Origin of the sequence: Paenibacillus qinlingensis (assembly GCF_013204845.1) — a bacterium.
Lineage (GTDB): Bacteria > Bacillota > Bacilli > Paenibacillales > NBRC-103111 > Paenibacillus_E > Paenibacillus_E qinlingensis.
Genome location: NZ_JABMKY010000003.1, coordinates 105,475 through 119,145, shown reverse-complemented (window position 1 = coordinate 119,145; position 13,671 = coordinate 105,475). Strand labels below are relative to the sequence as shown.

The following is a 13,671-nucleotide window of genomic DNA, read 5'->3' as shown; positions in this document are numbered from 1 at the left end:
ATTCTCTTTCACTATTCCACGCATCCTGCATCACTTCGCACAAAAAATCCCAAATCGCCGTCTCCGGCAATTCGGGATTTCTAGAAGAACTATCCTTTATTTAATTGAATCGCTGAGAACACAAGATCAATAATTTCCCCACGTGCTTGATTTAAAAAACCTAATGAAGTTTGCTGTAGATTTTCAATCGAGATACACGATGTTAGAAGAATCTTTTCCGAGAATACATACATGGAAAGCTCGTAGGAAGAAGATACACGCTTAACAACTTCACTTATATTCGTGTTCTTGTATATCTCCGGAAGTTCAATCGCATACATTAAGCACAATGGTTCATTTTGCATCTGTGTCATCTGAAAAAATTCTTTATACATATTCGCCGTAAATGCGTTCCATCGATATCCAAATTGATAAAATGGCTCCTCCTCCCAATTTGGCTCGAATTGTGATTTTAATTCGAGAAATTGCTCGCGGTAGTAGTGGATTAGATTCATTGTTGTAGGGCCCTCGCAATTCCATAGCAAAGTTTGTTACTTCTCAATATTTTTATCTTACCGATGAATTGTTGTGAAACTTCTATTTCGAATTTTAGATAACCATGTTTTTTACTAATAATTAGCTAATGCTTAGCTCCTCAAGCATGTCAAAAAGAGGCGAGCTTTGCTCACCCCTTCTTCGACACCTATTCATTATTGTTGCCATTAATTACTAATATATTCCAGTTTAATCACTAACTTAATGGATTGCTTTGCTAATAAGTGTGGCATATGTCTGTGCACCAACTTCAGTTAAGTGTACGCCATCATTGACGAAGTACGCTCCCTTTCCTTTACTTGCAGAGTACCAGTCTACAACTGTCGCTGCTGGAAATTCCGTCGCTACTTTTTTAAGTGTGGCATTCACAGTGCCTTCCCAACTTCGAGGTACACGAGTGTTCACTAGTATTATCTGCTTCATTTCTCCAAGCGAAGCTAACAAGTCACGCAATTGGTTCGGGTTAAACGCCCCGTTCGAACCCAGCTCAATGATCACGCGATCGTTTAGTAATCCCTTAGACTTGAGTTCATTAATCGTTGACTGCGCTTGGACCATCTGTCTGCCAACTTTGCCATCTACCACAATGCCCGGAAATAACTCCTCAAGGAATGGCGCTGCATCCAAAATAACAGAATCACCAATAACGGTTATGCGTTTTTCCTTTTCATGCGCGGGATCGGCAGCAGGTACGACAGTCTTTTCCGCATTTTGTGTTCCTGACGGCACCGGTGTCGGGATAGACGGTGATGGCGGTTCTAGTACTGGTGTTGATTGAGTTTCCGTTACTGGTGATGTTACTGGTAATGTTGATGCCCCCGTTGATGCTCCGGTTGTTGATGTCACATTGACTGTCGATACTCCCTCCATAGCCGAAGACAGACTGTCTATTGATTTCTGAGCGGACAAATTATTCGAACAAGAAATGACAAATAATTGGATTGGCATCATGGTGATCACTACCAAATACCGGAATCGTGTTGGCGACCAGAAATTCATTTTCCAAAAGCACGGTTGAAATCCATTCCGTCGAAAAGGTTCCTCAATATAGGAAAATGAAAATGCGGCCAGAAGGAAACTTAGGACAACCTGCATGCCCATTTTGACCCAATTCGTTTCGCCAGTATCTATGGCAGAGCTAGTAAGAATAATGACTGGATAATGCCAAATATACAGACTGTATGATCGCTTGCCGATCCAACGTAATGGCTTACACCCCATGACTTTACTCAGTCGTGAAGCAGGATGAATAATGGCCACAATGACAATGGCCGACAACACTGAAAATAAAGCTAACCCACCGTAATAAAGAGACGCATCGTAGGCATCGCTTTTCCACATCATGAGCAAGATACCGACAAAGGCAGCCCCACCGATCCCGTTGAGCATCGAACTCGATCTACCGCTTGCCGCGTGTTTGGTTAACCTTCGACTCGGACATACAATTGCTAACGCTCCGCCAATGAGCAGCGCAAAAGCCCGTGTATCTGTCCCATAGTAAACACGACTCGGATCTACACCTGGTTGATACACCATAGCCATTACAAGCATAGAAGCCAGCGCACCCAATAACGTGAACAAAATGAGATAACCTCGGCGCTTCGCAACCTGCAGGACAATTGCTAGTAACAGTGGCCAAAGAAAGTAAAACTGTTCTTCAATCGCCAATGACCAAAGATGACCAATCGGAGATGGCGGACCGAAACTCTCAAAGTAGGATACATGATGAAAGATAAGCCACCAGTTATTGAAATAAAATAATACCGATATGAATTCATCCGCTAGTGGCATTAATCTTGAGCGATCTATGATTAGCAGCCACAAGCCAACGATCACAAGCATGAAGATCATAGCCGGCATGAGCCTTAGCATCCTCTTTTTCCAGAAATGCTTCAAATCAATTCGCCTTGTTGTTTGCCATTGCATAAGTAACTGATCAGTAATCAGATAACCTGATAATGTGAAGAATACCCCCACACCCAACAAACCTCCTGGAATCCATGAGCTATTCAAATGATAGACAATAACAACCAGCACCGACAGCGCTCGCAGCCCGTCTAATCCTGGCATGTAGTGCCTACCATCGCTGACACTGCTCACCATCAGCTTACTTACCGACTTATTTCCCATAAGATGCTTCCTCCTGCTGCTACAATAAACACTATAATCAGATATGAATAAGACGGTACGTTCTCAAGAAAAGTTTGAGCTTTTACACATAAAAACCAAAAAACGGATACGCTAATCGTTACTCTTCTCATTAAGCGGAAATAGTCTGTAGCGGATGATGGCAGAATAACTTGGGAGAAGAAAAAAAACGTTCATCCCGCTTGCAAAAATAGCAAGGGAAGAACGTTTCTCTTCTGTATTATATAGCTCTGCGTATGGCGTCCAACACACGATCTCCTTGAAATGGCTTGACAATGAAATCCTTGGCACCAGCCTGAATCGCTTGTACGACCATGCCTTGCTGCCCCATTGCTGAGCACATCACAATTTTCGCATTCGCATCTTTTTTCCTAATTTCCTTAACGGCTTCTACACCTTCCATCTCAGGCATTGTGATATCCATCGTAACGATATCTGGTTTAAGCTCCTGATATTTCTGGATAGCTACTCGTCCATTCTCCGCTTCACCAACAACTTCATGTCCGCCTTTAGTCAAAATATCCTTCAGCATCATTCGCATGAAAGCTGCATCATCAACGATTAAAATTTTTGCCATGATCTCTCACTCCTCTTATCACTGCTCTTTCAATAAAACGATACGGATATCGCCAACCGTCTGGATGGAAATGGGCAGCATCAGCTTGTTAGCCTGATTATCAAAATGGTGATTTTCCTCTAATAAAGACGGCGGCGTAATATCCAGTGCAACACCTTGTTCACCAAGGATCGTAGTGGTTCTGCCTGCAATGATGTTGGCAATTTCACTCACACAGCTGTCTAACATTTCACCTTCCATGTACATCCCAAAAATCGCTTCACTCATTCGGCTAAATACGACACGCTGCCCGTCTAAAATCATACAATATTCACTATTCGTGAAATTGATGGAGACGCCGATTTCATCCATACGGATCGGTTCATTACTTGTGCTAACTTCGGTTTGATCTAATGATTGTGGTAGCATGTTGCCAATTGATGCTCGGACACTATCCAGTAATAAATTTTGCAAATGCTGAGTCATGCTTTTCTCCCCTATCCAGTTGGTTGTAACCGGTTATAACTTCGCTCAATACACTCACTTTAGCCTATAAGTGTTAGTTATCTACACTCCTAAATGTTAAGGATGTGTGTGAATATGGAAAAAAACGGAGCACGCTTATCGCGGTGCTCCGTTTTTTCCATATTAAGACGCTAAGATAATTCATTTAATAATTGCTGGATAGCGGCGACATCTGATTTAAATTGTTCAACGGTGTTACCCATGACGAACTCCATTAGCATGTAACGGTCTTCTCGGCTGTCTATCTGTGCCAAGTACTGTGACCACTCGTGAATGCCTTCAGCAAATGGTCTGCGAATATCGCCTTCCCAATAATACGCATGGAGGTTTAAAAGCTTCTTACGCTCCGCTAATTCATGCAGTCCTTCACACCGCTCTTTCACGGAAAGCTCCGGTGTTGGCTGCCACAAGCAAAACAGATTGGCATGATCTGCCTCCTCCAGCAGCCGCATAGACGATTGATTCGTATCTGTTAATGTCCCTCTATGCCACTCAAGTGCAACTTTTATACCTTCTGCTGCAGCCATCTCAGCTATAAGTTTTGCTTCTTGTGCAATGCGAGCATAATAGTCTGATGATGCTGCCGAAGAGGGAACGGTTCCAGCCCATATGCGAATAAGCGGGGCGTGCAACGCTTTTGCAGCGATCAGGCTCTCTCGAAAAACTTGCTCAGGTTGTTGGTTCACAAGCAAACGAAAATAAGAACCATATGCGGCAATCTGCATACCGGAATCGATTGTCCTTGCGTACAGATTGTGAGCGCCAGCTGCATCCCCAGGTTGAACATGCGCGTTCTCTGACCATTCAATTGCTTTCAATCCGCAATGACTGCTCAATTCAAGAATTTCAATTGCTGATCTTTCACGAAATGTGACGGATACTAGTCCAGGTAAAATCATAGTTTATTCCTCTCACTTTAAACATAGTCTCAAATTACATAATTCCCTAAACGATTAGATTTGTAAAGAAAAAAAGACTCCAGTCACCCGAGTAGGAAGAGTGATTGTAGTCTTTTTTAAACTTGTGCCTATAACCAATGGTCTAGCGTTTGAAGCCTTGCAGTTGTTGTTCAGCAATTTGTACTAATCTTTTCGTGATTGTACCACCGATTGAACCAGCGTCGCGTGTAAGGAGATTTCCATTATAACCATTTGGTTGCAAGGCAATCCCTAATTCTTGAGCAACTTCATACTTCAATTGATTTAAAGCGGCTTTGGCCTGTGGAACTAGCAATGTGTTGTTGTTAGCCATTCGTAAATCACTCCTTCTCGTGGTGTACACTTAGGATGTGGAGTGTAAGGAAATCTTATACATTCTTTTTCTCATTTTTCATGTTTTAATGGAATGACGATGGAGAACGTAACTCCAGCCTCTTGCGTTGTGAAATCAATTTTCCCTTTATACCGTTCAATTAACTGCTTAATGATATGAAGTCCGAGACCTTTATTGTTCTTTCCTGTTTTGGTGGAGAAGCCTGATTCAAATATTCGTGTGTGGATGTCAGGAGTAACAGGATTACAAGAATTCTGCACCTGAATCGTGAGTTGATTGGCTTGAACGATGCCTTCTACACTGATTTTCCTTTCGTTGACAGGCAGCTCGATCGTCGCGTCAAACGCATTATCAATCAAATTACTTAATATGCGGACTAAGTCAGTCGTCTTAATCGTTGTCAACCGCAAATTTTCCATATTTTTAAAATCAACCTGCATGTCAATGTTATGCAATTCGGATTGTGCCAACTTCGCTTGGATAATTCCGCTTAATGCTGGAATATTAATTTCAACCGCTTTAATTTTGTTATCCATCATTTTCGCTTCTTGGATTAAAGGATCAATATAGTCCTGCAGACTTTCATATTTCTTCAATTTAATCATCCACGAGATGGTCGTAATATGGTTGATGATATCATGACGCTGTTCTTTGATCGACTGAACAATTGAATTAATATTCGCCAGATACACGTCTTGAACTGTTTTCACTGCTCCCTCATTCTTCTTCCGAGTAATCGAATACAGAATGATAATAACAACACAAACTAGAAGTGTGACAATGCTCATGAATATAAATACTTCACGAAACTGCTGATGCAATGTTTTTTCGATCTGCGTGTAATCGGTTGCAACCATAACCACTTTGGGTAAGTCATCACGCTTATACTTCAGATTGCTTGTGACCATCGGAGTAAAGCTCTTTAGAATATTCGTTCCATTAATCACAACATTGTAAAAAACCGTACTATTCTTAGTCAAAGCTTCCTTGATTTTACTCTCTTCAACGCCGTCTCTATACTTATAGCTTCCATTTAATACGAGTCGCTCTGAATACCAGCTGGCTCTATTATTAGGTGTTGGCGTTTTATCGAAGATCTTCTCCGGATTTAATACGCCGATTTCGATTAAATTTCCTTTGTTACTTTCGAGGAGTTCTTGGATACTGACATCCACCCCTACTTTTTCACGATAATTCTCAAGACTACTGGATACGTTTAAATAGGGATTAATAATATAATTGGTCGTTCCATCGTAATATTCTCCCCATTTCCTGATGTTCGCTTCATCCGTCGAAGCTGTATCAATGGGGCCGCTCCAGAAATTATCGAGGGTTAATCCCGTGCCAACATCTACACGTTTACGATCCGTTAATTGTAATTGGGCGGAATATACGATTCCCCACGTTTTCGAGCTTGCATTGATTTCTTTGGGATCCGAGGATCTTACTCCAATGAAGTCATCACCTTGCCTCTCGAATAACGTAATCCCGCCAATATTCAGCTCCTTCGCCAAGGCGACCAGTTGATCGTTCGTAACTTGGTGGAAATCAGGATGTAAGGACTTCTGAATAACAATTGAAGCGGTTCTTAGTTCATGTCCAAGCATTTCATCATAGGTTGCCTCTACTTCACTTTGCTTACCAAGTTCGGCAGAAATTGTAGAAGTAACGAGATTTATTTTCTCTTTTTGATGATTATTCAGAAGTATCTTGGAATGTTGAAAATACGTTAAATTCATACTTAATATGGCGATTAAGAAGATAAGAATCGTTTTTAATGGGAACTTGTCTAATGATGAAAACATGCTTACGATCTCCCTCAGCAGCATTTAGTAACCTTATTATAAAGCAATTTTGTCGAATTTTGCAGTTTTTTTAAAAAAATTGTCCATTGGTGTATTTTAGATAATCGAAAACGATTTTTAAAATCTCACTTGTTTCATTATACTGCCTTAACAGGGCAGATTTCTCAAATTTTTCTTGTGCTATATCCTCTTCTATTAGAAGCAACAACCACATGGAATACAACGCACTGAATATATGATACTCCGCAATGAAGCTGCCATGTGTGGGAGACTGCAGACTTTCGCGTACGGAGATATATTTAGTAAGAATAGCTAAACGTGAATCCTGCCCAATGACCAAGCGCCTGTATTGCGGGCTCGTAATGTCCATCAAAGAATATAAATCCCAGAATACACTGTTCGTATGTACGTACTCCCAATCGAAAATGAAGATTGTATGATTCACTTCACCGATGTTTAACGGATACAAATCGCCATGTGAAACGACGGTTTCCAAGTCAAGATGATCATAGCGTAGAATATTCTGATCAAAGTAGGCAATGTCATCATCAAGAAATCCCAATCTCTGGCATATTTGCCTCATTTGCACATCCTTAGACAAAATAAAGCTTTGAATTTCTTTCACTCTCGGAGAGTGCCCATCAAATTCTTCAGGCAGAAGCGATGTCGGCAAGAGATGCCAATAGGGAATGAACTCCGCCGTTTTTAGCATCATATCGCTGTTAAAGTTATGTTCCAATTCACCTAGATCTTCGAAAACCATCCATTCCTTTTCCGGTTCCAACTCTTGTGAATAGTAAAGAATCTTGGGGATGTGAACCTCAGGAATTCGAACGTGTACATTCTCTTGTAACCATACTTCCTTCCCCTTATTGGGATAATTCGTGAGTGGTTTATAAATAAAGCTTGTCGTGGTATCATCTGCCTGAATGTGAATCCGCTCAACTTTCTGACCATTACGACCCACGTAGATAACTTCTCTTACATGCGGAATATCGTCACGAACATGGCCAGATTCTAAGAAGATTTGGTTGTCCATAAGAACCATTATTTTCACCATCCTTGTCCTGCTTATCATCTATACTTCCCCTATCACATAGTTTAATGGGCATGATATCCATTAGAAAATATGATATATTTGGCATATAAAGTTAATTCATAGTCCCCATGGAGGCTTACTTATCATGTTACATGTACTTGTAGACGAAAATGATCAAACAGCGTGGTATCCGAATTATCTCAGTGGTTTGAAAAAAGGGCTTGAATCCGCGGGAGTCCCGTATATCTTTACCCCGGAACTGCCAAAAGACCCCAAACATCCCGTTCTCATAACACGCTTCACCCTATTTGATATGATCAAAGATGCCAATCCTGTTCCGCAGCATCTGTATATTCAAGAACATGACGTCTGGAACCCTTTTACGAACGTGTTAGACTTAGAGTCATTATGGATCTTCCAGCATCCTTCTCTGAAGGCCATTTTCTATACGAATCCCAGCATGGTGCCTTGGGGCAAACGTTGCCTGCCTCCTGGTTCACAAGTCGAAGTCATCGCGGCGGGATTTCCTTATGATCATGACTATGTGAACGCCACCTTGAATGGCATCCAACCTTCTAATGAGCGGGAGAAACTAATTGTTTTCCCAGGCCGTATGAATGAGTTCTATCAGCCTTATCTCTCCGTCCGCTTGGCGTTTGAATTTATGGAGTTAGGGTATCGCGTGGTCATAGCCTCACCTGTTACACCGTTGTCCCACTATCCTGTTGCCATGTGGAGAGAATTAGGCATTGAAGTGGGAAGGCTGCCGCATGCTGAGTACTATCAACTTTTATCAAAAGCAACAGCTGCCGTATCCGTGACGATTGGCGGCAGTCTCACCTTGGCGCTCTACGAAGCTCAGCTGCTAGGCGCTGCGCCAATTGCTCCCAAGGGTCGAGATGATTTGCCTCCATTCACCGAAATGTACAGCCCTCGATATGATCTTCTGCATCCAAGAGAAGCTATTGAAATGGTACAAAATAAAGTCCCTGTTACCATAGATACGCGCTGGTTCAGTATTGATGCCTATGTTCAAACTTTACTGGATACGATTTCCAATCGAATATGATGAGAAATAACGACCATCATTTCCTCCATATAGGAGAAATGATGGTCGTTTTCTTAGATGAGGCATCCTATTCCGCTTGTTTAGTTGACGTTTTGATAATAACAGTCGATTCCTTGACCCAACGCTCCGTCATCCGTGGAAATGCTTGTTCCATGAGCGCGATTTCTATACCTGGACTAGCCTTCTCCAGCGGTAAGAAGCCGGTGTCCTCCAACGCTAAGCATTGGAAAATATAATAGCTGCCGTTTTCCTCAATTGGGTTCGTTACGTCAGCTTCTCGTAACGTTTGAACGCTGCGCCACACGTCCGTTCCATTCATCGTGTCTTGCTTGGCTGTTTGTTCGTTAAATGCTCGCTGTTGCAGCACAAAATTCTTTCTGTTCTCCTGTTGAAGAAGCTTATCCGCATCCTCACCGCGTTTCAAGCCCTCCGCAATCGACTGAGCCGTACGAAATGCCTCATCCTTGGATAACTCTTTACCGAACGTTATCACAAACATATTCGTTTGAAGGCGGTTCGGTTTTTTGTATAGAGATAGATGTTCTTGGTAATACGCAGCAATCTCCTCTTGGGAGAAAGGTTTCTCTGCCATCATGTGATCTCGCAATTTAGCAAGGATATCGGCTACGAAAAAGTCATAATAGTGATCTTCCTCAACCGTTATAGGACCATAGACAACTTCGTTGTTCAAGGCTGCGTTCTTTCTTCTTATTTGCTCTGATTGCCATTTCGTCACGTAATCCGCGTACCGAACCGATTCGAGTAATCCTCTTCGCTGTGCCTCAAGAAGTTGCGCTTTCAATTGTATACTTTCATTTAACGCTAATTCACGTTTGTCTGCAACATTTTCTTCCAGATTGCCATCTGCATGAGAACGCAGCTTCTTCATCTGCCACTGGAGTTCCTGCTCCACGATGGACTCTCCATTTACCGTGGCAATCACCTCTTCATTGTCAATGGTTGTGACCTTTGCTTGCGCTTGAGTCAAATTCCACCACAGAATCCCTATGAAAGTAAACCCGATTAGGCAGGCCGCGAATAGCATGAGCCTAGGACTGCGCATCGAATGCCATGCACCTTTTCCATTACCTGCAACGGTTCGATGATAGATCGCTTTGTTCTTCATACCGCGGCTCCCTTCCATTCTTACTCCCTATCATTATTTAAAATCTAAGGCAGTAACAGCACATCACCAAATGCAGCCGTATTTGTCCAATTGTTACCAGTTCCGTTCCACATCGTCTGACTATCACGAGCGCCGCCATTACTGTCGTCGTTATTCGCAATATCAAACCCGAATTTCATACCCGCAGTTGGTGTTATACCTAAATTGCTCCAAGGAATAGCGGCTTCCAGGCTATATCCACCTGTGATTGGTGTTGTTTTGAACAACACACCTGTGAGATGACCAGCCTTCTCTGATCCTGTCAAATCGTTGTATCCAAACGCAAATTGACGATCGTAAGCATCGTACGTGAAATTTCGATTATGATTTGCATCGATATAAATGTCAAAGGAATCATCATCATAGATATTGGTAGAATCATTGAAGAGTGCAGGATCCGCTATGTTCACACCGACATATAAATAGGTGCTGTCCCACATGACACCGAACTGTGAACTTGTATAGGTGGCTCCGCTCACCGTTTTAGTAATCGGCGTTGTAATCTGCCAGTCTGTTTCCGTCAGATTGCCATCAATCGTTACGGGGGCAGCTGTATGAATGGCTGAAACGGCAGGCGGCGCCGATTTCGTCGTCACGGTCAAGGCGCTACCTCCAGATGAGTAATTCCATGCAGCATCTACAGCTTTTACATAGAAGACATACGTTGTGTTCGGCTGAAGACCAACGATAGATACAGAATTGGCAGAAGCCGGTGTAAGTGTGATGGCATTATAATCTTTATACACGTTATATCCCATCACACCGAAATTATCCACAGAGGAATTCCAGGTAAGTTTAACAGAAACATCAGTTACACTTGAGACAGTCACATTAACAGGAGTCGTTGGGTTTTGTGTATCGGTGTAGGAGGCATTGTATTCATTTGCTCCGATATCTGGACTGCTGCCGACAGGACCGCCCCAGAAATCTTGGCCGCCGTTGTTCGCAATTACTTTACCTGCATCAATAGCAGGTGAAGTCGCCTGTAAACGATAACCGCTTGTTGTTGCTCGACCATCCCCGCCTGAGGAGCTATTGACGAATTGTGGTGTACCGATCACACCATTCGCATCGGTTGGCGGCGTGAAGCCGTCATACAAATTGCTATCATAAATATGCGTAGATGGGAAATCGATGGGTCCGCCTCCTGAGATAGAAAAAATATTATTCTCGAATTTCGTGTTGTAATAGCTGCCTTCCCAAGACACAGATTTCAAACCTTGAATTTTAAAGCCGTTTCCACTGTTTTGAATGAAGGTGTTGTTATAGACATGTGTGGCTTCCTGATCAGCACTGGAAAACGTAGCGTCAGCCCAATGTAGATGGTTATCATTTTTACTAATGTTGTAGCGAACGATATTTTGCCCTCCGAATCTTCTCAAATCCCCCATACTCATGAAGAAACCGCCTGAGTTATCATGCGAATAATTGTATTGATACGTATGTGTGCCATACGTGTGAATATCACTGTCAAAGGCCGTTGAATCATTATCTGTACCTGATTGGAAATGTACTCTTGCTACTTCATTGTACTGAATCGTCGCATCCTTGGTCGCCCATGTCCATATGCCAGCGATCCAGCGATGATTCGTGCCATTCACCCCGATATCATAGCAAGCGTTATGTTCGATTAACACCCCATTGCCATAACCAACTACGATACAGTCCGCGCCTGTTCTTGCGATCGTATTGTTTTTAATTTGGACATTCGTATACCAGGACTGGAACGTCGTCACATCATTCCAATGTGTACCCGTGCCATTCGAGTAGAAGCCCATTGTTGTATTATCATGGATATTATTGTTTTCCACGACCAAATCGTTAAAGCTAGCCAGCGGAGATCCCGTCGGACCATCTTGTGTCATCACATAGATCGCTGCGTTCAGGTACATGTCGGTATCGCGGTTAGAGCTTCCCTTGACGTTGTGGATATTCAGATTTCTAAGATGAATACTATTTAAGAGGCCAGAACCTTTACCTACAACAAGAATTCCACTGCGTTTCGCAACCGTTGCTGCATCATTGGTGATTTCCAAATTTTGCACCGTGATATATTGGACATTGTAAAGATACACCGTTGAAGCTGCTCCCGCGCCATTCAGAACAGGATTAGACCCGCTTCCGTATTTATCAAAAATAATAGGTGAGCCGCTGCTGCCAGATCCATTTGGCTGTAAGGTCCCCGTCCACGAGGAGCCCGATTTGAAAAGCACTTTGTCTCCCGCACCAAAAGTCATGCTGTTAACCTTGGCTAATGTTTTCCATGGCGATGCTGCGCTTGTGCCGCTATTCCCATCATTTCCTCCATCGGAATCAACATAATAGGTTGTTGCAGCTGCTGATACAGAAGTAGGTGCAACAAGCAGCAATTGTGCCCCAAGCAGTGTCATAACAAGGACTAGTGAGAACAGTCGAGCCACGAATCGATTGCTAATCATTAGATTCATTCTTTCGCCTCCTATTGGATGTTAACTATAAAACTGAATTTAGCTTTATTGAAAGCGTTTTCATTCAGTGCAACAGAAATATCTTTTTTAATCCCCCCTCTCGATACTCCTCTGATATCTATCAGAGCCGCTTCCACCGGCAACCAACATTTCGAAACCGATGGAAGTAACCCTCTAGTCAATACGGCTATTTCACCTTACCTAATGCCGCTCGAACACTTCTTTCTAATGGTGAATAATTCACTTCGTCAGCTCTGTCCAGATTCATCCGTTCAAACAATGGTGTCGTTCGATTACACAGAAATCGTACCTTACCGCTATGATTCTGAGACGGAGCATGATAAAGGAAAGGATGACACAAGATAACATCGCCTGGCTCACCCGTAACTTCCTTTACTCTCAGCTTGAAACCATCTGAATCTGTCGTGAATTGATTCATAAACCGATCTATACGCGATTGATTCTCAGTTGCTGCAGGCGATAATCCAGTCAATTCGGCTAACCAAGGATGCTTCGCATTCAGCGTTTGAATCCCTTGGCCAAGGTCAATTCCCTCCGAGTAGTCTACAAGAAACTTGGCAACCACCTTATGCGATCCTTCCGCGACTAAGGTACCTCCTGCTTGTGAACCGATGTCAGAGAACAAGCACAAGCATAACAATCCTTGATCTGGACTATCCACAAAGTGATGGAAATGTTGACCATCCCAATGCCAACCATCCATAGGAACATCCCATGGCTTATCTCTTCCCATATGGAAGTTCACTGGCCACCATCCCCAAGTGGGGTAGTCGGCATCTTCTCCGTTATAAACAACGTGCTCCCGCCACCGCCCTTCGCCCACTAAATCTTCAATAGCATCGGCCATCCGTTGGGTATTGCAAATATCAAACTCAGGACCTTTGTACGAAACTTGGTGAAAAATAAGAGAGCGAATCCAGCTATCTGGATCATCGCGCTTTACGGCATAGGCTTCTTCAACCTTATTCCACAGGAAATCCTGACAAGCAAGCGCCTGCTCACGGCTAAATGCTTGCGTAACCTTAACCCATCCCCGCTCCTGAAATTGCTCTATTTCTTCCGTCGTCAGGACCTTCGTTACCATTGTCTG

Annotated in this window: 12 protein-coding genes; 1 reads left to right on the top strand and 11 read right to left on the bottom strand. The window is 42.9% G+C overall.

The features are described from left to right. Positions 1-89 precede the first annotated feature (89 nt). The 8 genes from HQN88_RS07285 to HQN88_RS07250 all read right to left on the bottom strand — a co-directional run bounded on the left by HQN88_RS07285 (position 90) and on the right by HQN88_RS07250 (position 7,918). Positions 90-494 carry a hypothetical protein gene (locus HQN88_RS07285; RefSeq protein WP_173109606.1) on the bottom strand — a complete coding sequence of 135 codons (405 nt, stop codon included), beginning with the start codon at positions 492-494 and terminating at the stop codon, positions 90-92. 241 nt (positions 495-735) lie between these two features. Then, the gene (locus tag HQN88_RS07280; RefSeq protein WP_246320109.1) at positions 736-2,664 is read right to left on the bottom strand and encodes an acyltransferase family protein; all 1,929 of its coding nucleotides are present in this window, start codon (positions 2,662-2,664) and stop codon (positions 736-738) included. Positions 2,665-2,902: 238 nt separating this feature from the next. Beyond that, complete coding sequence (locus HQN88_RS07275; protein WP_216855656.1) at positions 2,903-3,259, bottom strand: response regulator; 357 nt, start codon at positions 3,257-3,259, stop codon at positions 2,903-2,905. 18 nt (positions 3,260-3,277) lie between these two features. Next, positions 3,278-3,724 (bottom strand): chemotaxis protein CheX, encoded by a 447-nt coding sequence (locus tag HQN88_RS07270; RefSeq protein WP_173109604.1) that lies wholly within the window; start codon positions 3,722-3,724, stop codon positions 3,278-3,280. Between the two features lie 170 nt (positions 3,725-3,894). Continuing rightward, a complete protein-coding gene (locus tag HQN88_RS07265) occupies positions 3,895-4,662 on the bottom strand; it encodes a sugar phosphate isomerase/epimerase family protein (RefSeq protein WP_173109602.1) in 768 nt (255 codons plus the stop codon). 142 nt (positions 4,663-4,804) lie between these two features. Beyond that, the gene (locus tag HQN88_RS07260; protein ID WP_056615159.1) at positions 4,805-5,014 is read right to left on the bottom strand and encodes an alpha/beta-type small acid-soluble spore protein; all 210 of its coding nucleotides are present in this window, start codon (positions 5,012-5,014) and stop codon (positions 4,805-4,807) included. A gap of 71 nt (positions 5,015-5,085) precedes the next feature. Continuing rightward, entirely contained in the window at positions 5,086-6,840 is a 1,755-nt protein-coding gene (locus tag HQN88_RS07255; protein WP_173109600.1) for a sensor histidine kinase, read from the bottom strand. Positions 6,841-6,910: 70 nt separating this feature from the next. Continuing rightward, on the bottom strand, positions 6,911-7,918 hold the full coding sequence (locus tag HQN88_RS07250; protein WP_173109598.1) for a hypothetical protein: 1,008 nt from the start codon (positions 7,916-7,918) through the stop codon (positions 6,911-6,913). A 106-nt stretch (positions 7,919-8,024) separates the two neighbouring features. Here HQN88_RS07250 and HQN88_RS07245 point away from each other — a divergent pair, with 106 nt between their 5' ends. Then, entirely contained in the window at positions 8,025-8,948 is a 924-nt protein-coding gene (locus HQN88_RS07245) for a hypothetical protein (RefSeq protein ID WP_173109596.1), read from the top strand. A 67-nt stretch (positions 8,949-9,015) separates the two neighbouring features. Here the strand turns inward: HQN88_RS07245 and HQN88_RS07240 are convergent, their stop codons facing one another. The 3 genes from HQN88_RS07240 to HQN88_RS07230 form a co-directional block, all read right to left on the bottom strand. Beyond that, positions 9,016-10,074: a peptidylprolyl isomerase gene (locus tag HQN88_RS07240; protein ID WP_173109593.1), complete on the bottom strand. Its 1,059-nt coding sequence runs from the start codon at positions 10,072-10,074 to the stop codon at positions 9,016-9,018. A gap of 44 nt (positions 10,075-10,118) precedes the next feature. Next, on the bottom strand, positions 10,119-12,560 hold the full coding sequence (locus tag HQN88_RS07235) for a sugar-binding protein (protein ID WP_173109591.1): 2,442 nt from the start codon (positions 12,558-12,560) through the stop codon (positions 10,119-10,121). 187 nt (positions 12,561-12,747) lie between these two features. Next, positions 12,748-13,665, bottom strand: a complete 918-nt coding sequence (locus HQN88_RS07230; protein WP_173109590.1) for a phytanoyl-CoA dioxygenase family protein — start codon at positions 13,663-13,665, stop codon at positions 12,748-12,750. Positions 13,666-13,671 lie beyond the last annotated feature (6 nt).

Excerpts from the sequence above, each read along its gene's own strand:
- HQN88_RS07285 (WP_173109606.1), bottom strand. The coding sequence starts at position 494 with ATGAATCTAATCCACTACTACCGCGAGCAATTTCTCGAATTAAAATCA.
- HQN88_RS07280 (WP_246320109.1), bottom strand. The coding sequence starts at position 2,664 with ATGGGAAATAAGTCGGTAAGTAAGCTGATGGTGAGCAGTGTCAGCGAT.
- HQN88_RS07275 (WP_216855656.1), bottom strand. The coding sequence starts at position 3,259 with ATGGCAAAAATTTTAATCGTTGATGATGCAGCTTTCATGCGAATGATG.
- HQN88_RS07270 (WP_173109604.1), bottom strand. The coding sequence starts at position 3,724 with ATGACTCAGCATTTGCAAAATTTATTACTGGATAGTGTCCGAGCATCA.
- HQN88_RS07265 (WP_173109602.1), bottom strand. The coding sequence starts at position 4,662 with ATGATTTTACCTGGACTAGTATCCGTCACATTTCGTGAAAGATCAGCA.
- HQN88_RS07260 (WP_056615159.1), bottom strand. The coding sequence starts at position 5,014 with ATGGCTAACAACAACACATTGCTAGTTCCACAGGCCAAAGCCGCTTTA.
- HQN88_RS07255 (WP_173109600.1), bottom strand. The coding sequence starts at position 6,840 with ATGTTTTCATCATTAGACAAGTTCCCATTAAAAACGATTCTTATCTTC.
- HQN88_RS07250 (WP_173109598.1), bottom strand. The coding sequence starts at position 7,918 with ATGATAAGCAGGACAAGGATGGTGAAAATAATGGTTCTTATGGACAAC.
- HQN88_RS07245 (WP_173109596.1), top strand. The coding sequence starts at position 8,025 with ATGTTACATGTACTTGTAGACGAAAATGATCAAACAGCGTGGTATCCG.
- HQN88_RS07240 (WP_173109593.1), bottom strand. The coding sequence starts at position 10,074 with ATGAAGAACAAAGCGATCTATCATCGAACCGTTGCAGGTAATGGAAAA.
- HQN88_RS07235 (WP_173109591.1), bottom strand. The coding sequence starts at position 12,560 with ATGAATCTAATGATTAGCAATCGATTCGTGGCTCGACTGTTCTCACTA.
- HQN88_RS07230 (WP_173109590.1), bottom strand. The coding sequence starts at position 13,665 with ATGGTAACGAAGGTCCTGACGACGGAAGAAATAGAGCAATTTCAGGAG.